Annotated in this window: 20 protein-coding genes and 3 tRNA genes; 9 read left to right on the forward strand and 14 right to left on the reverse strand. The window is 70.7% G+C overall.

The annotated features are described in order from the left end of the window. The first annotated feature begins 66 nt into the window (after nucleotides 1-66). The gene (locus H293_RS0101960; protein WP_020116204.1) at nucleotides 67-2,532 is read left to right on the forward strand and encodes a SpoIIE family protein phosphatase; all 2,466 of its coding nucleotides are present in this window, start codon (nucleotides 67-69) and stop codon (nucleotides 2,530-2,532) included. 16 nt (nucleotides 2,533-2,548) lie between these two features. Here H293_RS0101960 and H293_RS0101965 read toward each other — a convergent pair whose 3' ends face one another. Beyond that, nucleotides 2,549-2,944, reverse strand: a complete 396-nt coding sequence (locus H293_RS0101965) for a (2Fe-2S)-binding protein (protein WP_020116205.1) — start codon at nucleotides 2,942-2,944, stop codon at nucleotides 2,549-2,551. 12 nt (nucleotides 2,945-2,956) lie between these two features. Here H293_RS0101965 and H293_RS48915 point away from each other — a divergent pair, with 12 nt between their 5' ends. After that, nucleotides 2,957-4,567 (forward strand): laminin G domain-containing protein, encoded by a 1,611-nt coding sequence (locus H293_RS48915; RefSeq protein ID WP_020116206.1) that lies wholly within the window; start codon nucleotides 2,957-2,959, stop codon nucleotides 4,565-4,567. 172 nt (nucleotides 4,568-4,739) lie between these two features. Here H293_RS48915 and H293_RS48920 read toward each other — a convergent pair whose 3' ends face one another. The 6 genes from H293_RS48920 to H293_RS0102000 form a co-directional block, all read right to left on the reverse strand. After that, nucleotides 4,740-5,201, reverse strand: coding sequence for an SRPBCC family protein (locus H293_RS48920; protein WP_020116207.1), 462 nt, complete (start codon nucleotides 5,199-5,201; stop codon nucleotides 4,740-4,742). A gap of 56 nt (nucleotides 5,202-5,257) precedes the next feature. Next, nucleotides 5,258-5,656: a PIN domain-containing protein gene (locus H293_RS0101980; RefSeq protein WP_020116208.1), complete on the reverse strand. Its 399-nt coding sequence runs from the start codon at nucleotides 5,654-5,656 to the stop codon at nucleotides 5,258-5,260. Beyond that, nucleotides 5,644-5,895 carry a type II toxin-antitoxin system Phd/YefM family antitoxin gene (locus tag H293_RS0101985; protein ID WP_020116209.1) on the reverse strand — a complete coding sequence of 84 codons (252 nt, stop codon included), beginning with the start codon at nucleotides 5,893-5,895 and terminating at the stop codon, nucleotides 5,644-5,646. The genes H293_RS0101980 and H293_RS0101985 overlap by 13 nt, the downstream gene beginning before the upstream one ends. Before the next feature lie 711 nt (nucleotides 5,896-6,606). Further along, a tRNA-Ile gene (locus H293_RS0101990) sits at nucleotides 6,607-6,680 on the reverse strand. 169 nt (nucleotides 6,681-6,849) lie between these two features. Then, nucleotides 6,850-6,922 (reverse strand) — tRNA-Asn (locus tag H293_RS0101995). A gap of 6 nt (nucleotides 6,923-6,928) precedes the next feature. Next, nucleotides 6,929-7,001: transfer RNA gene (locus tag H293_RS0102000), tRNA-Asn, on the reverse strand. 191 nt (nucleotides 7,002-7,192) lie between these two features. Between H293_RS0102000 and H293_RS0102005 the strand changes: the two genes are divergently transcribed. The 4 genes from H293_RS0102005 (at nucleotide 7,193) to H293_RS0102020 (ending at nucleotide 12,872) form a co-directional block, all read left to right on the forward strand. Then, nucleotides 7,193-7,498 carry a hypothetical protein gene (locus H293_RS0102005; protein ID WP_020116210.1) on the forward strand — a complete coding sequence of 102 codons (306 nt, stop codon included), beginning with the start codon at nucleotides 7,193-7,195 and terminating at the stop codon, nucleotides 7,496-7,498. Between the two features lie 106 nt (nucleotides 7,499-7,604). Then, nucleotides 7,605-9,041: a xylulokinase gene (locus tag H293_RS0102010; protein WP_020116211.1), complete on the forward strand. Its 1,437-nt coding sequence runs from the start codon at nucleotides 7,605-7,607 to the stop codon at nucleotides 9,039-9,041. A gap of 169 nt (nucleotides 9,042-9,210) precedes the next feature. Then, a complete protein-coding gene (locus H293_RS0102015; protein ID WP_020116212.1) occupies nucleotides 9,211-10,944 on the forward strand; it encodes an ABC transporter ATP-binding protein in 1,734 nt (577 codons plus the stop codon). Further along, a complete protein-coding gene (locus H293_RS0102020) occupies nucleotides 10,944-12,872 on the forward strand; it encodes an ABC transporter ATP-binding protein (protein ID WP_020116213.1) in 1,929 nt (642 codons plus the stop codon). The genes H293_RS0102015 and H293_RS0102020 overlap by 1 nt, the downstream gene beginning before the upstream one ends. A 32-nt stretch (nucleotides 12,873-12,904) precedes the next feature. Here H293_RS0102020 and H293_RS0102025 read toward each other — a convergent pair whose 3' ends face one another. From H293_RS0102025 to H293_RS0102045, 5 genes are all read right to left on the reverse strand, one after another. Beyond that, nucleotides 12,905-14,194 carry an RNA polymerase sigma factor gene (locus H293_RS0102025; protein WP_020116214.1) on the reverse strand — a complete coding sequence of 430 codons (1,290 nt, stop codon included), beginning with the start codon at nucleotides 14,192-14,194 and terminating at the stop codon, nucleotides 12,905-12,907. A gap of 101 nt (nucleotides 14,195-14,295) precedes the next feature. After that, the gene (dnaG, locus tag H293_RS0102030; RefSeq protein WP_020116215.1) at nucleotides 14,296-16,203 is read right to left on the reverse strand and encodes a DNA primase; all 1,908 of its coding nucleotides are present in this window, start codon (nucleotides 16,201-16,203) and stop codon (nucleotides 14,296-14,298) included. Nucleotides 16,204-16,232: 29 nt separating this feature from the next. After that, nucleotides 16,233-17,498, reverse strand: coding sequence for an NAD(P)/FAD-dependent oxidoreductase (locus H293_RS0102035; RefSeq protein ID WP_020116216.1), 1,266 nt, complete (start codon nucleotides 17,496-17,498; stop codon nucleotides 16,233-16,235). A gap of 155 nt (nucleotides 17,499-17,653) precedes the next feature. Beyond that, on the reverse strand, nucleotides 17,654-18,895 hold the full coding sequence (locus H293_RS0102040) for a deoxyguanosinetriphosphate triphosphohydrolase (protein WP_020116217.1): 1,242 nt from the start codon (nucleotides 18,893-18,895) through the stop codon (nucleotides 17,654-17,656). 55 nt (nucleotides 18,896-18,950) lie between these two features. Next, a complete protein-coding gene (locus H293_RS0102045; RefSeq protein WP_020116218.1) occupies nucleotides 18,951-19,763 on the reverse strand; it encodes a sirohydrochlorin chelatase in 813 nt (270 codons plus the stop codon). A gap of 211 nt (nucleotides 19,764-19,974) precedes the next feature. Between H293_RS0102045 and H293_RS0102050 the strand changes: the two genes are divergently transcribed. Then, nucleotides 19,975-20,670: a SanA/YdcF family protein gene (locus H293_RS0102050; RefSeq protein WP_028807463.1), complete on the forward strand. Its 696-nt coding sequence runs from the start codon at nucleotides 19,975-19,977 to the stop codon at nucleotides 20,668-20,670. A 131-nt stretch (nucleotides 20,671-20,801) separates the two neighbouring features. Then, nucleotides 20,802-22,904: a molybdopterin oxidoreductase family protein gene (locus H293_RS0102055; RefSeq protein WP_020116220.1), complete on the forward strand. Its 2,103-nt coding sequence runs from the start codon at nucleotides 20,802-20,804 to the stop codon at nucleotides 22,902-22,904. Here H293_RS0102055 and H293_RS0102060 read toward each other — a convergent pair. Continuing rightward, nucleotides 22,864-23,325: a gamma-glutamylcyclotransferase family protein gene (locus tag H293_RS0102060; protein WP_020116221.1), complete on the reverse strand. Its 462-nt coding sequence runs from the start codon at nucleotides 23,323-23,325 to the stop codon at nucleotides 22,864-22,866. The two genes, H293_RS0102055 and H293_RS0102060, sit on opposite strands and share 41 nt — an antisense overlap. A gap of 130 nt (nucleotides 23,326-23,455) precedes the next feature. Here H293_RS0102060 and H293_RS0102065 point away from each other — a divergent pair, with 130 nt between their 5' ends. Further along, complete coding sequence (locus H293_RS0102065; RefSeq protein ID WP_028807464.1) at nucleotides 23,456-25,111, forward strand: M4 family metallopeptidase; 1,656 nt, start codon at nucleotides 23,456-23,458, stop codon at nucleotides 25,109-25,111. 377 nt (nucleotides 25,112-25,488) lie between these two features. Here the strand turns inward: H293_RS0102065 and H293_RS0102075 are convergent, their stop codons facing one another. Further along, entirely contained in the window at nucleotides 25,489-25,917 is a 429-nt protein-coding gene (locus H293_RS0102075; protein WP_028807465.1) for a VOC family protein, read from the reverse strand. Nucleotides 25,918-25,924 lie beyond the last annotated feature (7 nt).

Below are 25,924 nucleotides of genomic sequence, written 5' to 3' on the forward strand. Positions count from 1 at the left end.
CCCATTCCCCCTGGGTTGCTCGTGGCCGGGCCGGGACGCACGGTGGAAAGACCGAAGTGAGGGCCGATGAACGCGATGACGGGTTCTGACGCCGCCGACGACGACCGGGCGGCGTGGCGGCCGGACGATCCCATCGACGAGTCGGCCACGGCCGGAGCCGGCGTGGACTCGAACGGCATCGTGACCGGGTGGAGCGAGGGGGCGCGGCGGCTGCTCGGATACCCGTCCACGGAGGTCATCGGCCGGCCCGCGGCATCATTGCTCGCACGGGAGCCGCCCGACGAGACGCTTCGCGCCCTGAGAACGCTGCCGAGGTGGAACGGCACCGCGACTCTCCTGCACCGGGACGGCCACCACCTCGCGGTGAACCTGCTGGCCCACCGCCGCGAACCCGACGGCGGGAACGAGGACGGCGAGTGGCTCCTGGTCTCCCCCCTGGCCCGGCCGGCGTCACCGCTCCACGACGACGGGCTGGTGATGTGGGCGTTCACCCGGTCCCCGTTCACGACGGCGCTCTACGACACCGGCCTGCGGCTGCGGCGGGCGAACGCGGACATGGAGCGGGTGATCGGGCTGCCCGAAGCGGCGATGCAGGGGCTGCGCGTGTCGGAGATCGTGCTCGACCCGGAGAGCGACCGGACGGAACGGTGCATGCGGCGGGCCCTGGAGACCGGCGAAGAGCAGCATCTGCAGCAGTCCCTGCACCTGTCGGGCCATGAGAGCGAGAGCGTCTGGACGACGTTGCTCACCCCCGTGCGGGACGCCGAGGGAACGATACGCGGAGTGCTCCTCTCCGCGTACGACGTGACCGAGGAGCACCTGGCCCGAGGGCGCCTGGCCCTGCTCAACGAGGCCAGCATCCGCATCGGCAGCACCCTGGACCTCGCCCGGACCGCGCAGGAACTCGCCGACGTGGCCATCCCCCAACTGGCGGACTTCGTCACCGTCGACCTGCTTCCCGCCATCGAGGGCGGCGACGACCCGCGCGCCGGCCCGCCGCCCAGCCCCGTCATGCTGCGCCGGGTCGCCTACCAGTCCGTCCTGGAGGGCTGCCCCGAGGTCGTGGTGGAGCGCGGAACAGTGGCCGCGTACCCGGACGATTCGACCGCGGCCAGGTGCCTGACCACCGGCCGGCCGCTGATCGAGAACGTGACGGCTTCCGCGATGGACCGGGTGGCGAGCCAGACCCCTGACCGGGCCGAGCGGATGCGACGCTACGGCTTCCACTCCGTGCTGGCCGTGCCGATGCGCGCCCGCGGCATCACCCTCGGCGTGGCCACGTTCTCCCGCCACCGGCACCCGGAACCCTTCGAGCAGGACGACCTGCTCCTGGGCGAGGAGATCACCGCCAGGGCCGCCGTCTGCATCGACAACGCCCGCCGCTACAGCCGCGAGCGCCGCACCTCCCTCACTCTGCAGAGCAGTCTCCTGCCGCAGCGGCTGCCCCCGCAGGCCGCCGTGGACGTCGCCTCCCGCTATCTCCCCGCCAGCGCGCAAGCCGGCGTCGGCGGCGACTGGTTCGACGTGATCCCGCTGTCCGGCGCCCGGGTCGCGCTCGTCGTCGGCGACGTCGTCGGCCACGGCATCCAGGCCTCCGCCGCCATGGGCCGACTGCGTACCGCCGTGCGCACCCTTGCCGATGTCGACCTCCCGCCCGACGAGCTGCTGACCCACCTGGACGACATGGTCATCCACCTGTCCACCGAGGCCGAAAGCGCGGACGGCATCGTCGGCGACATCGGCGCGACCTGCCTGTACGCCGTCTACGACCCGGTCTCCCGGCGCTGCGCCATGGCTCGCGCGGGCCACCCGGTACCCGCGCTGGCGACCCCGGACGGCGCCGTGGTGTTCCCCGACGTCCCCGCGGGCCCGCCGCTGGGCCTTGGCGGCCTGCCCTTCGAGGTCACCGAGATCGAGCTGGCCGAGGGAAGCGTCCTCGCGCTGTACACCGACGGCCTCATCGAGGCCCGCGGCCGCGACATCGACGAAGGTCTCGACGCCCTGCGCAAGGTGCTGGCCCGACCGTCGCCGTCCTTGGAGAGCGCCTGCGACAGCGTGCTCCAGACCCTTCTGCCGGACCACCCCGCCGACGACGTGGCGCTGCTGATGGCCCGTACCCGCGCCCTGGACACGGCCCATGTCGCCACCTGGGACGTGCCGCCCGATCCCGCGGCGGTCGCCGAGGCCCGTAAGAACGCCGTACGGCAGCTGGTCGCCTGGGGCCTGGACGAGGCCGCCTTCGTCACCGAACTCGTCGTCAGCGAACTGGTCACCAACGCCATCCGTTACGGCGGCGCCCCCATCCAGCTCCGGCTCATCCGCGACCGCCACCTCATCTGCGAAGTCTCCGACGGCAGCAACACCACCCCCCATCTGCGCCGCGCACGCATCTCCGACGAAGGCGGCCGCGGCCTGCTCCTCGTCGCTCAGCTCACCCAGGGCTGGGGCACGCGCCAGACGTACACCGGCAAGACGATCTGGGCCGAACAGGCCCTCTCCCCGCATTCCTCACCGCCGACGAAGACGGACTGACGTCCATGGCCGACCGTCAGCCGTGCGCCGCGGCCTTCTTGATCGCTTCGCGGATCCGGGAGTACGTACCGCAGCGGCAGACGTTCTCGATGGCGTCGATGTCGGCGTCGGTCGGGTGGGGCGTCTTCTTCAGCAGGGCCACCGCGGCCATGATCTGGCCCGGCTGGCAGAAGCCGCACTGCGCGACATCGCGTTCGAGCCATGCCTGCTGCACGGGGTGCAGCCCGTCGCCGTCGGCCAGGCCTTCGATCGTGGTGACCTCGCGGTCCGCGCAGTCCGCGACCCGCACGACACAGGGCTGGATCTCCTCGCCGTCGAGATGGCTCGTACAGGCACGGCAGACGCCCACGCCGCAGCCGTACTTGGGGCCCGTGACGTTCAGCAGGTCCCGCAGGACCCACAGCACCGGCACAACCCGGAGGACGTGTTCTGGGTGGACGGAGTGGGCGTCTATGGCCACTTCACCATGGACTCGCCTTCCGACGACGTGGTGTCGTACAAGTACGGCTTCATGGGCGGCCCTTACGACACCGTCTCCGCGGAGCGGCCGGGCGCGGCCGTGACCATTCCGTACCTGCCGCTCTCCGCGGGACCCAAGTCGCTGGCGGTCCAAGCGATCGACAGGTCGGGCCGAATCAGCGGGGAGTCGCGCTACGACTTCAACGTGAAGGCCGGCCGTGGTCCCGTCGCCCGCTGGAAGCTGGACGACCCGGCGGGCTCCGCCTCGGCCGCCGCCGAGACCGGCACCGCCGCCCGCGCCGGGATCGGCGTGACCTTCGGCGGCCCGGCGCCCACAGGCAGCACGGCCACCTCCACGGTCGGTCTCGACGGCAGCAGCCACGCCTTCCTCACCCCGGACACCTCGGTGACCGACATCCGTAAGACCTTCGCGGTGAGCGCGTGGGTACGACCCGCCGAAACCGACCGGAACATGACCGTCGTCAGCCAGGATGCCGGCGAGGAGCCCGGCTTCGACCTCGGGCTGCGCCACCAGGACTCCGGGGCCGCCTGGTCGTTCGCGATCGGCGGCGCACAGGTGTCCGGCGGCGCCCCCGAGACCGGCGAGTGGGCCCATCTGCTGGGGCTGTACGACGCCGAGACCGGAAAGGCGCGGCTGTACGTCAACGGCCACGAGGCCGGCACCGCCGCCGACGCGACTCCCGCCGAGGCGGCCGGCGCTTTCCAGATCGGGCGCGCCCTCAGGACTGCCGGCTATGAGGACCTGTGGCACGGGGGCATCGGTGACGTACAGGTTCACGACCGTGTCGTGGTACCGGACGAGGTGGCCGAACTTGCGCAACGTAAGCCGAAGTTGCTCGGCCACTGGTCGCTGGAGAACGCGACGGACGGGGTGAGCCCCGAGCAATCGGACGGCGCGCCGCTGCGGCTCGGCGCGGGGGCCTCGATCTACCGGGGATCCGACAGTTCCTGCATCCCGGAGATCGACCCGGACTGCACCTACGTGCCGCCGCCACTCGTCGGTGACGGGCATCTGGTGCTGGACGGCGAGAGCGGGTACGCCGCTGCTGACGGGCCCGTCGTGGACACCGGGGACAGTCTCACTCTCGGCGTCGTCGTTCGCCTCGCGGACTCCGAGCCCGCCCACCCGATGACCGTGCTCTCGCAGGCCGGCGAGCACACCGACGCCTTCAAGGTGCGCTACGAGCCGTCTACGCACACCTGGCAACTGGTGATGCCGGAGAAGGACGAGGTCGGAGCCCCCGAGAAGGTGGTGTCCCAGATCGTGGGCGCGGACGGAGGCGAGGGCCAAGGCCATCGCCTCGCCGTGGTCTACGACGACGCCACCGACACGATCAAGCTCTACCTCGACGGCCACACCAATGCCCAGGCGATCGCGAGCCTCGCCAACGGCTGGCACAGCAGCGGTGCCCTCCAGATCGGCCGGGCGATGTCCGACGACGGCTGGGGCGAGTACCTGCACGGCGACGTGGACGAGGTGCAAGCCTACGCGGGCGCGCTGACGGACCGGGGCGTCTCCGGCCTGGGCTCAGGTACGGATCCTTGTCTGTGCTGATCCCTGCCCCCTGACCTCCCCGACGGCCCGCCCGAACCCAGGTTCCGGCGGGCCGTCCTGGTCTGAGGAATAAGCGGGGTGGGGATTCTCGCGGCTCACGCTGTTGCCCCCGGCTCCTGGACGGTCCCATGTTCCGTCGTTGTCGGCTTCGACGCCGATTCCGGCCGCACCGTCAGCGCAGGACGGCGATCCGCTGCCCCCGACAGCACTGACTTCTGTTGGGTGGGTTCGTACGTGAGCTGGAGCCCGCGGAGATGTGGCCGTCACCCGGTCCGGAGCTGCGTCTGCTCACTCTCCGCTGTTTCGATGACGTGGACGCACCGGCGAGGGCGGCCACCATGTAGCGGCGCCAGAGCGGGGCGAAGGGGCCAGCGAGGATCCAGCGGCGGCCGGGCAGCGGCTTGAACTCGTAGGTCCAGCGGCTGAGTGTGCCGTCACCGTCGGGGTTGACGTCGAACTCGCCCCGGATTCCGGCCGCGAGGCTGGAGAGGGCGTTGGTGAAGCCGGTGATCTGGTAGGCGAAGCTGGAGCCCGGTACGTACTCGGTGAGTTCTTCGTCGGCCTGGGAGCCGTCGTCGAACTGCGGGTTTCTTCGCGGGCCCGCGTGGTCCCAGGCCTCGGTCCGGTTCTTCACGCTGCTGATGCCGGGAACTCCCAGCCGCCTCTCAACAGCCTGTCGTCCAGGACTCGTCACAACTGACGCACCCGAACGCCGGGAAGGTCGTCGAAGCGTGCCCGCTTGTCGTGGGTGACCACCGCGCGGGCCGTGGTCAGCGCGGTGGCCGCGATGATCAGGTCGTGCGCGCCCCGAGGTTGGCCGGCTCTGCGGACGTGGGCGAGCAGCCGCGCGTGCGCGCGAGCCACATCCAGGGTGTATTCCTCGACCGGGATGGTGGCGAGGACAGTGTCGACGAAGGACTGGCGGGCGACCCGGTTGGTGTCGTCCGCCAGTTCCACGCCCTGGAGCAGCTCCGCCGCCGTGATGGCGGCGATCGCCGGGTCGTCGTCGTCGGCCAGCACCTGATCGAGGGAGACTTTGCGGCGCTCGATCGCGATCAACACGCCGGTGTCCAGGATCAGTCGTTCCACGGATCGTCCAGCGTCAGCAGGTCACGGGTGGCGGTGACGTCATCCTCGAAGGCATCGTCGAGCGTGCCGACATGACGCAGAAGAGCATCCTTGACCGCCCGCCCCGTGGCCTTGGGTGCCGGGCCGAGCACAGCCAGACGCTTGCCTCCACGTGTGATCACGATGGTTTCCCCGCGTTCCGCGCTGTCCAGCACGGAGGCGAAGTTCCGTGACGCTTCGGTAGCGGTCATCGTCTTCATGACCTGATTTTCTCAGAGAATCTGATACTCGACAAGACACAAGGAGGACTGGCAGAAGCCCAGACCGGCGAGCGACGCCCCCGTCCTGAACCTCGCGTCCCCTGAACACGGTTTCGTCACGGTTCGCCGATCTCCGGTCCCTGCATCGTCGCAGTTCACAGCACTTGAGGCCCTTCCTGGCGACCTTCGCTGCCCCTCCGGCGCTCTGGGCGGGGTACGCCTTCTGGACAGCGCACATCACCGTCCTCTCGGAGCGGCGCTGGATGACACGGCCCCGCACTCTCGCCTGGACGGCCGCCGCCATCGGATGCGTCGGCTACTTGGCGGTGCCCCGACCCGACAAGGCAATGACGCACTGGGCCGTTTCCTGTACGGGCCGTAGTCCAGGCGCTCGCCTCGGGCAGCCCCTCCCGCGGTCTACGGCACCCACACGCCACCCGGGCAGAAGGCCGACTCGAAGATCACCAGAGGGCACTTGTGATCCCTCGCGTCCAGCCAACGTCCAGAATCAGGCGTCCAGGCCCTCGAAAACGTCAGTCGCGGAGGCATACCCAACGCCAAAGCCATGACATCAGAGCAGGTCACAGCGATTCGAACTAACGCCTACAACCCCAGAGTTGAAGTCACGAGCAGCGGATTCCGCCCCGTAGACCAACGCCCTGAATCCGCACCCACGATGGGACGTTTCCGCAGGTCAGCGACCTGCACAGGTGGGGCGGGTGGGACTCGAACCCACGGCCGACGGATTATGAGTCCGCTGCTCTAACCGGCTGAGCTACCGCCCCATAGCGGCGTGTCGCGTACATGTGTGCGCGCCGTCTGCCGCAGCATAGCCGCTCATACGATCTCCTGCTTCGCAGGGGCGACTTCGCATGCCCTTGAAGACTCCCCTGTGACCTGCGCAGTTCCGCCGGACATGAAAAAGGACCCCGCCGGGGGCCCTCCTTCGTCCTGCTCTCCCGACTGGACTCGAACCAGTAACCTGCCGGTTAACAGCCGGCTGCTCTGCCAATTGAGCTACGGAAGATCGAAGCTCCCCCGACTGGACTCGAACCAGTAACCTGCCGGTTAACAGCCGGCTGCTCTGCCAATTGAGCTACGGAGGATTGCCTCGTTGCATCGAACGTACCTCCCTGGGTATTCGCCAGGGGGCGGGCGCTCGCTGCGACACATACATTAGCGCAAGCAGGGGGGTGCTCCGCCAATCGGTTCCCCTGACACCGATACAGACACCGATAGCAACACCGATACCGACACCGACGTCGCACCGGAGACCTCGCAAGGAAGGGTGGCCGCCATGCGCTACAAGCTCACGTTCGTGGTCGGACTGACTCTGGGTTACGTGCTGGGCACCCGTGCCGGGCGCGAGCGCTACGAGCAGTTGAAGAAATCCGCCCGTCAGGTCGCCCAGAACCCCGCCGTCCGCAACACCGCGGAGACCGCGGCCCAGCAGGGCCGCCAGTTCGCCGGCAAGGCGTACCACGTGGTCAGTGACAAGGTGGGCGACCGAGTGCCGGAGTCCGTGTCCCAGCGGGTGCGCTCGCTGCGGGATCGCAACACCAACGGCACCGCCGAGGACGACTGGGGCACGAGCCCCACCTGAATCAGGCGTGACACAACCCACACGCGGGCGCGGGACCGGAGGCACCGGTCCCGCGCCCGCGCGACTGGGCGCACCGTTGCGACGCTACGCCCATAGAATTTCCGCCATGGGGATAGTCGCCGGGTTGGACAGCTCGCCCGAATTCACTCGCATCGTCGTCTGCGACGCCGACAGCGGTGCCGTGCTCAAACAGGGGTACGCGCCCCACCCGGTCGAGGGCCGTCCATCCGACGTCGACCCCCAGGCGTGGCTCCTCTCCCTCGGCGAAGCCGCCGGTGGCGGTCTCCTGGAGGGCGTACAGGCCATCGGCGTGTCCTCGCAGCAGAACGCCGTCGTGCCCCTCGACGCCCAGGGCAACACCGTGCGCCCCGCCATGGTCGGCGGCGACAAGCGCGCGCAGGTCGCCGCGGCCGACCTCGTCGACGCGCTCGGCGGGCGCGAGGCGTGGGCGCAGGCGGTGGGGTGTGTGCCGCAGGCCGCGCAGCCCGTGACCAAGCTGCGCTGGCTGAACAAGACCGAACCCGACGCCGCCCTGCGCACCGCCGTTCTCCTCCAGGCGCACGACTGGCTGGTGTGGCAGCTGCTCGGCCGCCCGGTGAGACGGACCACCGACCGCGGTGGCGCCTCCGGCACCGGCTACTGGTCCGCCGCGACCGGCGCCTACCGCGCAGACCTCGTCGAGCTGGCCCTCGGCCACCAGGCGATGCTCCCCGAGGTGATCGGCCCGGCGGACGCGGCCGGTACGACCCCGGAGGGGCTGCTGATCTCCGCGGGGACCGGCGAGACCATGGCCGCCGCCTTCGGTCTCGGGATCGGGCTCGGGGACGCCGTCGTGTCGCTGGGCGCGTCCGGGTCCGTGATGGCCGTGCACCACGAGGCGCTCGTCGACAACACCGGGATGATCACCTCCCTGGCCGACGCGACCGGCATGCACCTGCCCGTCGTGACCACCCTGAACGCCGTACGGACTCTGCGCGGGGCCGCCGAGATGCTCGGCCTCGGTGATCTGGAGAGCCTGTCGGACCTGGCGATGAAGTCGACACCGGGCGCCCACGGGCTCGTACTGCTGCCCTATCTGGAAGGCGAGCGGACGCCGAACCTGCCGCACACCGCGGGGACGCTCAGCGGGCTCAGGCGGGAGTCGATGAAGCCGGAGCACCTGGCGCGGGCCGCGTTCGAGGGGATGCTGTGCGGGCTCGCCGACGCGCTCGATGTGCTGCGCGGCCGAGGGGTCGAGGTGCGGCGGGTCTTCCTGCTGGGGGCCGCCGCCGAGCTGTCCGCCGTACAGGCCGCCGCGCCCGCGCTGTTCGGCGCGCAGGTCGTCGTGCCGCAGCCTGCGGACTACGCGGCGATCGGTGCCGCCCGGCAGGCGGCGTGGGCGCTCGGGGTGTCGCAGGGCACCCTCGACCCGCGCACCCCGCCGATGTGGCAGGGCCCGGCCGGACAGGTCCTGGAGCCGGGCGAGGAGCTGGCGGTGGGGCAGGCGGTGCGGCAGCAGTACGTGTCGGTGCGGGAGCAGACGTATCCTGGCGCGTTCCGCTAGACACGGATCCGGAAGGTAAGACACCGGTATGAGCGCGCCCGACGGCGACCCGTAGGGTTGTACGAAGCACTGCTCTCGGCTTAATCGGTTGAGGTAACGCGGGTGGAGTGTCCGACGATAGGGGCCAGGGGCAACCACTCGCCCCGTCGCCGACTCCGAGAGACGTAGCGTGCTCATACGACTTCTGCGGACCTATCTCAGGCCCTACAAGAAACCCATCGCCCTCCTGGTGCTGCTGCAGTTCCTCCAGACCTGCGCCACCCTCTACCTGCCCACGCTCAACGCGGACATCATCGACAACGGTGTCGTGAACGGCGACACCGGCTACATCCTGAGCTTCGGCGCTCTGATGATCGGCATCTCGCTGGTGCAGGTGGTGTGCAACATCGGGGCCGTGTTCTACGGCGCCCGGACCGCCGCCGCGCTCGGCCGGGACATGCGGGCGGCGGTCTTCGACCGGGTGCAGTCGTTCTCGGCGCGCGAGGTGGGCCACTTCGGTGCGCCCACGCTGATCACCCGTACGACCAATGACGTGCAGCAGGTCCAGATGCTGGCCCTGATGACGTTCACCCTGCTGGTGTCGGCGCCCATCATGTGTGTCGGCGGCATCGTGCTGGCGCTCGGTCTGGACGTGCCGCTGTCCGCCGTGCTGGTGGCCGTGGTGCCGACGCTGGGCATCTGCGTGACGTTGATCGTACGGCGGCTGCGGCCGCTGTTCCGGTCCATGCAGGTGCGCCTCGACACCGTGAACCGGGTGCTGCGCGAGCAGATCAGCGGCAACCGGGTCATCCGGGCGTTCGTCCGGGACGAGTACGAGGAGGGCCGCTTCCGTAAGGCGAACACCGACCTGACGGAGATCTCCCTCAAGACCGGCAACCTACTCGCGCTGATGTTCCCCGTGGTCATGACGACGGTGAACCTGTCGTCGATCGCGGTGGTGTGGTTCGGTGCCCACCGGATCGACAGCGGCGGGATGCAGATCGGTGATCTGACCGCGTTCCTCGCCTATCTGATGCAGATCGTCATGTCCGTGATGATGGCCACCTTCATGTTCATGATGGTGCCGCGCGCGGAGGTGTGCGCCGAGCGCATCCAGGAGGTCCTTGACACCTCGTCGAGCGTGGTCCCGCCCGTCGCTCCCGTGCGCGAGCTGCGGCGGCACGGGCATCTGGAGTTGCGCGGTGCGGGCTTCCGCTACCCGGGCGCCGAGGAGCCGGTGCTGAAGGCGATCGACCTGGTGGCCCGGCCCGGCGAGGTGACCGCCGTGATCGGCTCGACCGGCAGCGGCAAGTCCACCCTGCTGGGGCTCGTCCCCCGGCTGTTCGACGCGACCGACGGCGAGGTGCTCGTCGACGGCACCGAGGTGTCGACCATCGATCCGAAGCTGCTGGCCAAGACCGTCGGGCTCGTGCCGCAGAAGCCGTATCTCTTCGCGGGCACGGTCGCCACGAACCTGCGCTACGGCAATCCGGACGCCACGGACGAGGAGCTGTGGCACGCGCTGGAGGTGGCGCAGGCCAAGGACTTCGTCGAGCGGCTGGAGAACGGGCTCGACTCCCCCATCGCCCAGGGCGGCAGCAACGTCTCCGGCGGTCAGCGCCAGCGGCTCGCCATCGCGCGCACGCTCGTGCAGCGCCCGGAGATCTATCTCTTCGACGACTCCTTCTCCGCCCTCGACTACGCGACCGACGCGGCCCTGCGCGCGGCGCTCGCCGAGGAGACCGCGGAGGCGACCGTCGTGATCGTCGCCCAGCGGGTGGCCACCATCCGCGACGCCGACCGGATCGTCGTCCTCGACGAGGGCCGGGTCGTCGGCACCGGCACCCACCGCGCGCTGATGGCGGACAACGAGACCTACCGGGAGATCGTGCTCTCCCAGCTCACGGAAGCGGAGGCTGCCTGATGGCCGGGCCCATGGGGCGCATGATGGCGGGCGGCGGTCCCGAGACCCGGTCGATCGACTTCAAGGTGTCCGGCAGGCGGCTGCTCGCCCGGTTCAAACCGGAGCGGCTCACCCTCTACGCGATGCTGTGCTGCGTCGTGGTGAGCGTCGGCCTCAACGTGGCCGGGCCGAAGATCCTCGGCGAGGCCACCGACCTGGTCTTCGCGGGCATCATCGGCCGACAGATGCCCGCCGGCGCCAGCAAGGAAGAGGTCCTCGCGGGGATGCGGGAGCGCGGCGAGGGTCAGGTCGCCGACATGCTCCGCAGCACCGACTTCACCCCCGGCGAGGGCATCGACTTCACCGCCGTGGGGCATGTGCTGCTCTTCGCGGTCGGGGTGTTCCTCGTCGCGGGGCTACTGATGGCGGTAGCGACACGGCTGGTCAACCGGACCGTCAACCGCACGATGTTCCGGATGCGCGAGGACGTGCAGACGAAGATGTCGCGGCTGCCGCTGTCGTACTTCGACAAGCGCCAGCGCGGCGAGGTCCTGTCCCGCGCCACGAACGACATCGACAACATCGGCCAGACCCTCCAGCAGTCGATGGGCCAGCTGATCAACTCGCTGCTCACCATCATCGGTGTGCTCGCGATGATGTTCTGGGTGTCCTGGCTGCTGGCCCTGGTCGCGCTGGTCACCGTCCCGCTGTCGTTCGTCGTCGCCACGCGCGTGGGCAAGCGCTCGCAGCCGCACTTCGTGCAGCAGTGGCGCTCCACCGGCAAGCTCAACGCCCACATCGAGGAGATGTACACCGGGCACACCCTGGTGAAGGTGTTCGGCCGCCAGGACGAGTCGGCGGCGCAGTTCGCCGAGCAGAACGAGGCGCTGTACGAGGCCGGGTTCAAGGCGCAGTTCAACAGCGGGGTCATGCAGCCGCTGATGATGTTCGTCTCGAACCTCAACTACGTGCTGGTGGCGGTCGTGGGCGGGCTGCGGGTCGCGACCGGCTCCCTGTCCATCGGTGACGTGCAGGCCTTCATCCAGTACTCCCGGCAGTTCTCGATGCCGCTGACGCAGGTCGCGTCGATGGCGAACCTCGTGCAGTCGGGTGTCGCCTCGGCCGAGCGGATCTTCGAACTCCTCGACGCGGAGGAGCAGGAGGCCGACCCGGTCCCGAGCGCGAAGCCGGAGGAACTGCGCGGGCGGGTCGCCCTGGAGCACGTCTCCTTCCGCTACGACCCCGACAAGCCGCTCATCGACGACCTCTCCCTGAAGGTCGAACCCGGGCACACGGTCGCGATCGTCGGCCCGACGGGAGCCGGGAAGACCACCCTGGTCAACCTGCTCATGCGGTTCTACGAGGTCTCGGGCGGCCGGATCACCCTCGACGGCGTGGACATCTCGACGATGTCCCGGGACGACCTGCGCGCCGGGATCGGCATGGTGCTCCAGGACACCTGGCTGTTCGGCGGCACGATCGCGGAGAACATCGCGTACGGCGCCGCACGCGAGGTCACCCCGGGCGAGATCGAGGAGGCGGCCCGGGCGGCCCACGCGGACCGGTTCATCCGGACCCTGCCCGAGGGCTACGACACCGTGATCGACGACGAGGGCAGCGGGGTGAGCGCGGGCGAGAAGCAGCTCATCACCATCGCCCGGGCGTTCCTGTCGGACCCGGTGATCCTGGTCCTCGACGAGGCGACGAGTTCGGTGGACACCCGTACCGAGGTCCTGATCCAGAAGGCGATGGCCAAACTGGCGCACGGCCGCACCTCGTTCGTCATCGCGCACCGTCTGTCGACGATCCGGGACGCGGACACGATCCTCGTCATGGAGAACGGATCGATCGTCGAACAGGGCACGCACACGGACCTGTTGGAGGCCGACGGGGCGTACGCGCGCCTGTACAAGGCGCAGTTCGCGCAGGCGGTGGCGGAAGTGGACTAGCGGGAAGGGGTCGTCGGGAAACGACCCCTTCCTCAGTCCAGGTATCCCCTCAGCTGGTCCGCGAAGGCGTGGTCCCGCAGCTTGTTGAGCGTCTTCGACTCGATCTGGCGAATCCGTTCCCGTGTGACGCCGAAGATGCGGCCGATCTCCTCCAGCGTGCGGGCCCGGCCGTCGGCCAGTCCGTACCGGAGTTGGACCACCTTGCGTTCACGCTCGCCCAGAGTGGACAGCACCGCTTCCAGGTGCTCCCTGAGCAGCAGGAACGCCGCCGACTCGACCGGAGAGGCCGCGTCGCCGTCCTCGATGAGGTCACCGAGGGCGACGTCGTCCTCCTCGCCCACCGGGGCGTGCAGGGACACCGGTTCCTGGGCCAGGCGCAGGACCTCGCTGACGCGCTCCGGGGCGAGGTCGAGGTGGGCCGCGACCTCTTCCGGGGTCGGTTCGTAGCCGCGTTCCTGGAGCATGCGGCGCTGGACGCGGACGACCCGGTTGATCAACTCGACGACGTGGACCGGGACTCGGATCGTCCGGGCCTGGTCGGCGAGGGCCCGGGACATGGCCTGGCGGATCCACCAGGTGGCGTAGGTGGAGAACTTGTAGCCGCGGGCGTAGTCGAACTTCTCGACCGCCCGGATCAGGCCCAGGTTGCCTTCCTGCACCAGGTCGAGCATGGTCAGGCCGCGGCCGACGTACCGTTTCGCGACGGACACGACGAGCCGCAGGTTCGCCTCGATGAGGCGGCGCTTGGCCATCCGGCCCAGAACGACCAGCCGGTCCAGGTCGAGCGCCAACTGGCTGTCCAGATCGGGAGTGTTGAGCAGTTTCTCCTCGGCGAACAGGCCGGCCTCGACCCGGCGGGCGAGGTCGACCTCCTCGGCCGCGGTGAGCAGCGGGATGCGGCCGATCTCCCGCAGGTACTGGCGGAACAGGTCCGAGGACGGGCCGCCGGTGTCGACTCGGCCGCGGGGCGGCTCGGGCGGTTCGGCCGGCTCGGTCTCCACGTGCTCCAGGGCTTCCGCGGGCGGGGCGTCCGGCTCCGCCTCGGGGTGGTGCGCGACACGGTTCTGCGGGGGCACCGCGACGAGAACGTCGGGCTCGGCGTCCTGCTCTGTCGTGTCGTCGGTACTGTTCTCGGTCTGTGCGAGGGTCTGGGTCTGCACGGGGGCGACCTCCAGGATGATCGCTGCCAGGGAGGGCGGCAGCGGTACTTCGGGGGCGGAGTCGGCGGCCTCGCCGCTGTCCGTCCCGTACGCGATGAGCGGAACCGCGGGGGTCTGGGACCCGCTGGGGACGGATCGGCCGCGCTCCGAGGACTCAGGCACCGGAACCCAGTGTGGAGTACGACGCGTCGCCGCCACGAGGGGCGTGCGGTGACTTTTTGCAATCGGGTCGTGACCGCGCAGTTACTCCGCCGTACGCGTCGCTAGAGGGCGGCGGCCCCATGCTCCCGCAGTGCCTGGCCGTACTGCTGGAGGACCCACAGTTCGTTCTGCACGGCGGCCAGGTGGGCCGGGTCGCCGCCGCTGCCGAGGCGGACCAGGGTGCCCTGGATCTCCTGGATGCGGCGGTCGACGGCGCGGCGGCGGACCGTGACCAGCTGGTCGCCCGCGTAGTTCTCGTCGACCGTCTTGCGCATGATCGCCTCGACGGCCAGCTCCGTGACCATCGCGCGGACCGTGTCGTCGGGGGCGGCCTCGCGGACCCGGACGAGGTAGTCCTGGGAGTCCTGGACGCCGTACTCCGCGCCGCCCGCGTCCATGATGGCCTGGCGTACGGCCGCGTAGGGCGGAGCGGTGAACTCGTCGATGCCGTACGCGTCGAAGGCCGGGGAGACCAGCTCGGGGCGCTGGAGCGCGAGTTTGAGCAGCTCGCGCTCGGTGGCGTAGACGGGGTTGCGCAGGGTGAGGGCCGGGCCGGAGACGGCGGGGCGGTGCGCTCCGTCGTACGACGGCTGCTGCGGACCGCGTCCCGAGGGGGCCGGGCCCTTGCCGCCGCGGTCGCGGGCCCACCGGGCCAGCTGGGCCACCCGCTTGACCACGAACTGGGTGTCGAGGATGCCGAGCATGCCGGCGAGCTGGACGGCGACCTCGTGCTGGGCGCCGCTGTTCTTGATGCGGGCGACGATCGGGGCGGCCTCGTCCAGGGCGGCGGCGCGGCCGGCGGGGGTGTCGAGGTCGTAGCGGACGACGATCTGGCGCAGCGCGAACTCGAAGAGCGGGGTGCGGGGTTCGACCAGGTCGGCGACCGCCTCGTCGCCCTTGGCCAGGCGCAGCTCGCAGGGGTCCATGCCGTCGGGGGCGATCGCGATGTAGGTCTCGGCGGCGAACTTCTGGTCGTCCTCGAAGGCGCGCAGGGCCGCCTTCTGGCCGGCCGCGTCGCCGTCGAAGGTGAAGATCACGCGGGCCGAGCCGTTGTCCATCAGCAGCCGGCGCAGGATCTTGATGTGGTCGCCGCCGAAGGCCGTGCCGCAGGTGGCGATGGCGGTGGTGACGCCGGCGAGGTGGCAGGCCATGACGTCGGTGTAGCCCTCGACGACGACCGCGCGGGACGCCTTGGCGATGTCCTTCTTCGCGAGGTCGATGCCGTAGAGGACCTGGGACTTGCGGTAGATCGCCGTGTCGGGCGTGTTGAGGTACTTGGGTCCGTTGTCCGCCTCGTAGAGCTTGCGCGCGCCGAAGCCGACGACGTCGCCGCCGATGTCGCGGATGGGCCACATCAGGCGGCCGCGGAAGCGGTCGATGGGGCCGCGGCGGCCCTCCTGGGCGAGACCGGAGAGCAGGATCTCCTTGTCGCTGAAGCCCTTGCCGCGCAGGAAGCGGGTGAGGTGGTCCCAGCCCTGGGGGCTGTACCCGACGGAGAAGTGCGCGGCGGCGGCCTGGTCGAAGCCGCGCTCGGCGAGGAACTGGCGGCCGGTGTCGGCCTCCGGGCTGGTGGCCAGCTGCTCCATGTACCAGTCGGCGGCGATCTTGTGGGCCTCGACCAGGCGGATGCGCTCGCCGCGCTGGTGGGAGGGGTTGTAGCCGCCCTCCTCGTACCGCAGCGTGATGCCGGCCTGGGCGGCCAGGCGCTCGACCGACTCGGAGAAGGTGAGGTGGTCGACCTTCATCACGAACGTGATGGTGTCGCCGCCCTCCTGGCAGCCGAAGCAGTGGAAGAGACCCTTGCTCGGACTGACCTGGAAGGACGGCGACTTCTCGTCGTGGAAGGGGCACAGGCCCTTGAGGTTGCCACCGCCCGCGTTGCGCAGCTGGAGGTACTCGGACACGACGGCGTCGATCGGGACCGCGTCCCGTACCGCCTTCACGTCCTCGTCGTTGATCCGTCCTGCCACGCGTGAAGTCTACGGGGAGGTACTGACACCTACGGGACGAGGCTGACGAGTGGAACGTGGGGGTCCGCCAGCGCCTCCGTGTCCACCTGAGCCCCGGAGCGGATCAGTGCCTGGATCGGCTCCGTGACGTCCCACACGTTGACGTTCATCCCGGCCAGCACACGGCCCTGCTTCACCCAGAAGGCGATGAACTCCCGCTTCCCGGCGTCTCCCCGGATCACCACTTCGTCGTACGAGCCGGGGGGCGCCCAGCCGCTGTACTCCATCCCCAGGTCGTACTGGTCGGAGAAGAAGTAGGGCACCCGGTCGTACGTCACCTCGCGGCCCAGCATCGCGCGCGCCGCCGCCGGGCCGCCGTTGAGGGCGTTGGCCCAGTGCTCGACCCGCAGCCGGTTGCCGAAAAGGGCGTGGTGGAAGGAGGCCACGTCGCCGGCCGCGTAGATGTCCGGGTCGGAGGTGCGCAGTTGTCCGTCCACGGCGATGCCGCCGCCGTGCGCCCGGTCCGCGAGTTCCAGCCCGGCCGCCTCCGCGAGGGCGACGCGGGGGGCCGCGCCGACCGCCGCGAGGACGTCGTGCGCGGGGTGCTCCTCGCCGTCGTCGGTGCGGGCCGCGAGGACCATGCCGTCCTGCCCGATGATCTCCGTCAGTCGCGCCCCGAAGTGGAAGCGGACGCCGTGCTCGCGGTGCAGCTCCGCGAAGACGTTGCCGAGCTCGGGGCCGAGCACCGAGTACAGCGGGGTGGACGAGGAGGCGACGACGGTGACCTCGGCGCCGTACTCCCGGGCCGCCGCCGCGACCTCCAGACCGATCCAGCCGGCGCCGGCGATCACCAGGTGGCCGTTGTCCCTCCCGAGGGCGGCCAGGACGCCCTTGAGGCGCTCGGCGTGGGCGAGGCGACGCAGGTGGTGGACGCCCGCGAGGTCGGTCCCCGGGATGTCCAGACGGCGGGGTTCGGCGCCGGTGGCGAGCAGCAGCTTGTCGTAGCGGACCGCGGTGCCGTCCTCGCCGAAGCGGACCGTCTTCGCCGTACGGTCGATGGCGTCCACGGTCTCGCCGAGGTGCAGCTCGATGTCGTTGCGCGCGTACCAGGCGGGCTCGTGCACGAAGACGCTGTCGCGCTCCTCCTTGCCGAGGAGGTAGCCCTTGGAGAGCGGCGGGCGCTCATAGGGGTGGTCGCGTTCGTCGCAGATCAGTATCACGCGGCCGGTGAAGCCCTCCGTCCGGAGCGTCTCGGCCGCCTTCGCACCGGCGAGACCTCCTCCCACGATGACAAAAGTCTGATCCGCGTCGACCACTTGGTTCCTCCTCGTAAGCGTGCCGCCACATGGGAGCGTCCCGCACGGAGTGTGATGGGGGAAGAGGGAGTGGCCCGATCAGGCCACGGAGGGTCACATTCGGACTCGTTTCATGTCACTCCCGTCTCCTCCGCACAACTTGTACCCCGCAAGCATCACAGGTGACCCGTGAGACGTGCGTGAAGCGAACGCGCGGACGCGTCGGTGAGGGACCCGATCTGGTCGACGATCACCCGCTTGCGCCCCCGGTCGTCGGGCGCCCGGTCGAACAGCGCGCGGAACTGGGGGTCGAGTCCGTCCGGGGCGCGGACGGTGAGCGCCTCGGCCAGTTCGGCGACGACGATCCGCTGGTCGGCCCGCAGCCGCTCCTGCTCGGCGCGCTGCATGACGTACCGGTCGGCGACGGCCTTGAGGACCGCGCACTCCAGGCGGGTCTCGTGCGGTACGACGAGTTCGGCGTCGTACCTCGTGAGTCTCCCGGTGCCGTAGCGCGCGCGGGTGGCGGCCTCGGCGGACAGGCAGAAGCGGCCGATGAGCTGGCTGGTGGCGTCCTTGAGGCGGGCCTGCGCGACGGCCGAGCCGTCGTAGCCGTGCGGCCACCAGGGTTCCTCCTGGAGCCGGTCCAGTGCGGCGGCGAGTTCGGCGGGGTCGGTGTCCTCGGGGACGTACCTCCCGAGAGCGACGTCGAAGACCGCCCGGCGTTCCGGTTCGGCGTGCAGGCAGTTGGGGTCGATGTGGCCCGCGTGCAGTCCGTCCTCGACGTCGTGGACCGAGTAGGCCACATCGTCGGACCAGTCCATGACCTGGGCCTCGAAGGTGGTGCGGGTGCCCGGGGCGTCCTTGCGGATCCAGTCGAAGACGGGGCGGTCGTCCTCGTAGACGCCGAACTTCTGGGACGCCTGCGCTCCGCGGGGCCAGGGGTATTTGGTGGCCGCGTCGAGGGTGGCCCTGGTGAGGTTCAGCCCCACCGAACCCTCTTCGGTGAAGCGCTTGGGTTCGAGTCGGGTCAGGAGCCGCAGGGACTGGGCGTTGCCCTCGAAGCCGCCGCAGTCGTCGGCGAACTCGTTGAGTGCCTGTTCGCCGTTGTGGCCGAAGGGAGGGTGGCCGAGGTCGTGGGCGAGACAGGCGGCCTCCACCAGGTCGGGGTCGCAGCCGAGGGCCGAGCCGAGTTCCCGGCCCACCTGGGCGCATTCCAGGGAGTGGGTGAGACGGGTGCGGGGGCTGGCGTCCCACGCCTGGCTGAGGGTTCCCGGTGTGACGACCTGTGTCTTGCCGGCGAGCCTTCTGAGGGCGGCCGAGTGGAGGATGCGGGCGCGGTCGCGCTGGAAGGCGGTGCGGCCGGGGCGCTTGTCGGGTTCTGGGGCCCAGCGTTCGGTTGACTGCGGGTCGTACGGCATGTCTCGACAGTACGGGCAGCGACTGACAATTCGCCGGTCCGTCCGCCGGGTGCTGTCATCCGGCGAGTGCGGGCAGTTCGTGGCTGGTCGCGCAGGTCTCCGCGCCCCTCGGGTGGGCCACCTGGTCGTAGCGGTGGATGATCAGGTCGGCCATGGCCGGGTGGGTGCCGAGCGGGGCCGCCGCCACCCACGGGGCCTTCTGCGCGCACTGCCTGGCGAACAGGCCCGGTGCCGTGAAGTACGACGCCACCGCGATCCTGTGGCGGCCCCTTGCCGTCAGTGCGCGGATCGCCGTGTCGACCGTCGGGGTCGCCGCGGAGGCGTAGGCCGGCACCACCGGGACTCCCAGTCGGTCCGCCAGCAGCTTTGCCGTGCGGCGGATGTCGAGTGCCGACTCCGGGTCGCGGGAGCCGGCCGCCGCCAGGACCACGGCGCTCTCCCGCCGCATCTCCTCGTCCGTCCGCGTGGGCCAGCCCGCCTCGACGAGGCGGGCGTGGAGGGTGTCCACCAGGAAGGGGTGCGGGCCGAGCGGGGCCGCCACGCGCGTGCGTGCCGGGGAGGCCGCCGCCATCTCCGGGATGTCGCGCTTCACGTGGTAGCCGCGGGAGAGGAGGAGCGGGACCAGGACCGCCTCGGCGTCGCCGAGCTTCGCCAGCGTGTCCGGGAGCAGCGGCTCGTTGAGCTCGATGTGGCCCAGGCGCACCGGCAGGTCGGGGCGCTGGGCGCGGACCTGGTCGAGGAGTTCGTGAACCGTCTTCAGGGTGCGCGGGTCACGGCTGCCGTGGGCCACCAGGACGAGCGCGGGCGGCTCGGCGCGGCGCCTGTCGTCGAGGGAGACGAGACGGGGCTGGCTGCTGATCCGGTTCATGGATCGATGGTCGCGGCCGGAAGTTGCCTCCCCGTTTCCTGGCAATGACGCGTCCTTTCCAACGGTTCACGCGGGCGCGCAGCAGGATGTGAGGTGCCATGACCTGGCAATTCACTCTCGGGAGTGAGCCTGGTCACGCGTCGGCGGACGAACCGATCGGCCGGACGGCACGTCTCTGCTTGTCGAACAACCGACCGAGAGGGGTCGTCCGATGCGACTGCGGAGGGTACGTGGACTGCGCGGACCGCGCCTGCCACGCACGCGTGCCGGGCGGCGCAGGCTCGTGCAGGCCGTGATGGCGGGGTGTGTGCTGGCACTGCTGCCGTCGACCTGGATGTACGTCGTGACGGGCGACCGGCTGCGGACGACGGCCGACGTGCCGCGCACCGAGGTGGCCGTCGTCTTCGGTGCCGGGCTGTGGGACGGCGAGCCGTCGCCGTATCTCGCGCACCGGCTCGACGCGGCGGCGAAGCTGTACCGGGAGAACCGGATCGAGGTCGTCCTCGTCACCGGCGACAACAGCCGCGAGGACTACGACGAGCCCGACGCCATGCGCGCGTACCTGACCCGGCACGGCGTCCCGGACACCCGGATCGTCAGCGACTACGCCGGCTTCGACACCTGGGACTCCTGCGTCCGGGCCAGGAAGATCTTCGGCGTGCACCGGGCCGTGCTGATCAGCCAGGGGTTCCACATCCGGCGCGCGGTCGCCCTCTGTCAGGCGGCGGGAGTCACCTCGTACGGCGTCGGCGTCGACGCCAGGCATGACGCCACCTGGTACTACGGCGGCAGCCGGGAGATCTTCGCGGCGGCGAAGGCGGCGCTGGACGTGACGGTGCGGCCCGACCCGCGGTTCCTGGGGCCGAAGGAGACCGGAGTGCGGGACGCGCTGGCCTCGGGCCGCTGAGCAAGCGGGTGCTCGGCGTCCGCACGGGGCGAGTTCCTCACCGCCGCGGGGTGTCACGGGGGAGGTCGCCGTCGCGGCGGCGTAACACGGAGCCGTCCCCGGCGTAACACGGCCGACGCACGCTGAGGAGCATGCCGAACTCCGCGACGCCCACACACTGCCCGTACTGCGCCCTGCAGTGCGGCATGAACCTGACCCCCGCTCCGGACGGGACCGTCGAGGTGAGCGAGCGCGCGGATTTCCCGGTGAACCGGGGCGCGCTGTGCGGCAAGGGCCGTACGGCGCCCGCGGTGCTCTCGTCCCGGGTGCGCCTGACCTCCCCGTTGGTGCGCTCCGGGGGCACGCTGGTGCCCGCGACCTGGGACGAGGCGCTGGACCGGATAGCCGGGGAGTTGTCCCGCACGCGCACGGAGCATGGCCCGGACGCGTGCGGGGTCTTCGGCGGGGGCGGCCTCACCAACGAGAAGGCGTACACGCTCGGCAAGTTCGCCCGGGTCGTCCTCGGCACCTCGCAGATCGACTACAACGGGCGCTTCTGCATGTCGTCCGCGGCGGCCGGCGGCATGAAGGCCTTCGGCCTGGACCGCGGGCTGCCGTTCCCGCTGGAGGACATCCCGAAGTCCGGCTGTGTGATCCTGGTCGGCTCGAATCCCGCCGAGACCATGCCGCCGTCCTTGCGGTTCTTCACCGAACTGCGCGAGAACGGCGGCACGTTGATCGTCGTCGACCCGCGCCGCACCAGGACCGCCGAACAGGCCGACCTGCATCTGATGCCCCGCCCCGGCACGGACCTGGCTCTCGCGCTCGGGCTGCTGCACCTGGTGGTGGCGGAAGGCCGCACGGACGAGGCGTACATCGCCGAGCGCACGGCCGGCTGGGAGGACGCGCGGGCCGCCGCGATGGCCCACTGGCCGGAGTACGTGGAACGGATCACCGGCGTGCCGGTACCCCAACTGCGGGAGACCGTACGGCTGTTCTGCGAGCCCGAGTCCGCGATGGTGCTCACCGCGCGCGGGCCCGAGCAGCAGTCCAAGGGCACCGACACGGTGAGCGCGTGGATCAACCTGTGCCTGGCGACCGGACGGGCGGGACGGCCGTTCAGCGGGTACGGCTGTCTGACCGGGCAGGGCAACGGGCAGGGCGGGCGCGAACACGGCCAGAAGGCCGACCAGTTGCCCGGCTACCGCAAGCTGGACGACCCGGCGGCGCGGGCGCATGTCGCCGAGGTGTGGGGCGTGGACCCCGACTCGCTGCCCGGACCGGGGCGCAGCGCCTACGAGTTGCTCGACGCGCTCGGCACGGACATCAAATCGCTGCTGCTGATGGGCTCCAACCCGGTGGTGTCGGCGCCGCACGCCGCGCACGTCGAGGAGCGCATCAGGTCCCTCGACTTCCTTGCCGTCTGTGACGTCGTCCTGTCGGAGACGGCCGCCCTCGCGGACGTGGTCCTGCCGGTCACCCAGTGGGCCGAGGAGACGGGCACGACGACCAACCTGGAGGGTCGGGTGCTGCTGCGCCGGCAGGCGATCACCCCGCCGGACGGCATCCGCGGCGACCTGGAGGTCATGCACGAACTCGCCGACCGCCTCGGCGTGGAGAAGGGCTTCCCGACCGACCCCGAGGAGGTCTTCGAGGAGCTGCGCCGGGCGAGCGCGGGCGGTCCGGCCGACTACTCCGGGATCACCTACCGTCGACTGGCGGAGGAGAACGGGGTGTTCTGGCCCTGCCCGATGCCGGAGAAGGACGTACCGGCCGGTGCTGAGGACGTGCACCCCGGCACCGCACGCCTCTTCCTGGACCGCTTCGCCACCCCCGACGGCCGCGCCCGCTTCGTCCCCGTCTCGCACCGGGCGATCGCCGAGGAGCCCGACGAGGAGTACCCGGTGCTGCTGACGACCGGCCGGGTCGTGGCCCAGTACCAGTCCGGCGCACAGACCCGCCGGGTGGACGAGCTGAACGCCGCCGCGCCGGGCCCGTTCGTGGAGCTGCACCCGCGGCTCGCGGAGCGGCTGGGGGCGGCCGAGGGCGACCCGGTGGCCGTGGTCTCGCGGCGCGGGCGGGCCGTGGCACCGGCCCGCATCACGCTCGGCATCCGCCCGGACACGGTCTTCATGCCCTTCCACTGGTACGGCGAGGGCCGCGCCAACACCCTCACCAACCCGGCCCTCGACCCGACGTCACGGATGCCGGAGTTCAAGGCGTGCGCGGTGCGGGTGGAGACGGTCGAGCGGTAGGTCGCCCGAGCAGCCAGTCGCCGCTCCCGATGAGCCTGCCGCGGGCGCGCAGGCGGGCGGCGACGGATGGTGCCGCCACATAGACCCAGGCGCGCACGGGCGTGCCGTCGGCGGTGCGGATCACCTCGCGGGCGACCCGTTCGTACAGGTTGCGCGGGTCCCCGGGCCGGTACTCCTCCAACTCGTCGAGGGCGGCGAGCAGTTCGGCGTAGGCATCGGCGCGCGGGGTGACAAGTTCCCCCGCGACCGTTCCGCCGGCCCCCTCGACGGCGTACGGGTAGCCGGGACCGGCGTACAGCAGCGCGCCGGCGAGTCGGCCCGGCTCCTCGGAGCGGAGGCGGCCACGCAGGAACAGGTCGTGGTTGGCCTCGCCGGGGCGGAGGGTGCCGTAGACGAAGAAGGGGAGTCTCGCGGGGGTCACAGAAACGATTCTCTCCTCTCACATACCTGCACGTGACGCGGTATGGACACGGCTTGTCATGGCCTCTTAAATCTTGGTCAACGTCCGCGCCACCCCCACGCGCCCCATTGGCGCCTTTCAGAGGAGACCGATGAGTCGGATACGGCCGTACGTCCGAGGTGCCCGTTCCCGTCGTCTCGCCACTGCCGGAGTCGCCGCCACCGCCGCCACTTTGCTGGCCGCCGCCCTCTCCCCCGCCGCCGGTGCGGCGGCCAGACCCACCAGGGCCACCGCGCTCGAGAACGCCGCGTCGGTCCTGGCCGACCACGCCTCGGCGCTGGGGCTCGGCTCGGCGCAGCACACGAAGGTCCGGGACGTGATCGTCGACCCCGACGGCACCCAGCACGTCCGCTACGACCGCACGTACCGCCAACTGCCCGTGCTGGGCGGTGACTTCGTCGTCCACCTGACCCCGGGCGGGGCGTACAAGAGCTCCTCGCGCGCCACGAGGAGCGCGATATCCCTCTCCAGCGTCACCCCGGTCCTGTCCGCCCCGAAGGCGGCCGACCTCGCGGCGAACGCCCTCAAGGCCGCCAACCTCGGCGAGACGCTGAAGAAGCTGACGGCCAAGCCGCGGCTGGTCGTCGACGCGCTGCACGGGGCGCCGAAGCTGGCCTGGCAGACCGATGCCGCGGCGCAGGACGGGCTCGGCAACCCGGTCGCGCGCACCGTCCTCACGGACGCCCGCACGGGTGCGCAGATCGACGCGTGGGACAGCGTCGAGCAGGCGGCCGGCGACGGGAAGTCGCTGTACAGCGGCACAGTTGGGCTGGAGACGACGCAGTCGGGGTCGACGTACCAGCTCAAGGACGCGACGCGCGGGAACACGTACACGGGCGACGCGGCCAACAAGACCGACCTGTGCTTCCTGAACATCTGCATCAGCCGGGCGCCCGCGACCCTGTTCACCGACGCCGACAACCACTGGGGCACGGGGGCGAGTGCGGACCGGGCCACGGCGGCGGTGGACGCGCAGTACGGCACCGACGTCACCTGGGACTACTACAAGAACGTCCACGGGCGGAACGGCATCGGCGGGGACGGCAAGGGCTCGTACAACCGCGTCCACTACGGGAACAAGTACAACAACGCCTTCTGGGACGACAGTTGCTTCTGCATGACGTACGGCGACGGTGACGGGACGCAGCTCGGCCCGCTGGTGTCGCTGGACGTGGCGGGCCACGAGATGTCCCACGGCGTGACGTCGAAGACGGCTGCGCTGACGTACTCGGGCGAGTCGGGCGGGCTCAACGAGGCGACCTCCGACATCTTCGGCACGCTGGTGGAGTTCTACGCGGGCAACTCCTCGGACACCGGCGACTACCTGATCGGCGAGAAGATCGTCCGCTCCGGCTTCGGCCGCGACGCCCTGCGCTACATGGACAAGCCCTCCAAGGACGGCAACTCCGCCGACTCCTGGAGCAGTTCGGTCGGCAACCTGGACGTCCACTACTCCTCCGGCGTCGCCAACCACTTCGCGTACCTGCTGGCGGAGGGCAGCGGCGCCAAGACCGTCAACGGCGTCAGCTACAACTCCCCCACCTCCAACGGCTCCACGGTCACCGGCATCGGCCGCGACAAGCTGGGCGCCATCTGGTACCGGGCGCTGACGGTCTACATGACGTCCTCCACGAACTACGCGGGAGCGCGCACGGCCACCCTGAACGCGGCGAAGGACCTGTACGGCGCGGGCAGCACCGAGTACAACGCGGTGGCGGCGGCCTGGAGCGCGGTGAACGTGAACTGACGTCCACCGCACACCGGATGCGCGACACGGCTGCCTCGGGGTTCCGGGGCGGCCGTACCCGTGGGCGAGGTCGACCCGCACATCCATGTCGAGGTATACGTGGTCCGCGGCGAGGCCGCCGTGCGCACCATGCTCGCGGCCACATTCGGCCTGGCCGGGGACCTGCCGAGCACCGTCACCACCGGGTGCGGGCTGCGGGTGCCGCGCCATGACCTCGCCGCGACCGACCGGATGACGTGCCTGGCGTGCCGGGGTCGCCCGTCACCCCCGCCGACGCCAGGCGGGCCGCCGAGCGTCATCGCGCGCTCGCCGAGGAGTTCTCCGGTTCACAGGGCTGACGCGGTCCTGAGTCGGTTGGCGGGGTGCGCCCAGGGGACCTAGCCGAAGTCCGGCAGCGTCACCGTGCCGTCCTCCGCCAGCGGGAAGCCCGGGTTGAACGCCAGCTCCCAGGCGTGGCCGTCCGGGTCCGTGAAGGCGCTGGAGTAGAAGCCGATCTCGTTCACCGCGGCCGGTTTGGTGACGGTGCCGCCCGCCTCCGCCACGGTCGTGAGGAGGGCGTCGACCTCCGCCCGCGAGCGGACGTTGTGCGCGAGGGCGATACCCCCGAAGCCGTGCGCCGGCCCCGGCTCCAGTCCGCAGTCCTTCGCGAGCTTGTCCCGGCTCCACAGGACCAGGCCGAGGCCGCCCGCCTGGAAGAAGACCGTCTCCTCGACCTCCTGGCCGCGCCAGCCCAGGGCCTCGTAGAAGGCCTTGGAGCGGGCGAGGTCCGAGACGCCCAGGGTGATCAGGGTGATGCGCTGTTCCATGCCCATC

The organism is Streptomyces canus 299MFChir4.1, from assembly GCF_000383615.1.
Classification (GTDB): domain Bacteria; phylum Actinomycetota; class Actinomycetes; order Streptomycetales; family Streptomycetaceae; genus Streptomyces; species Streptomyces canus_C.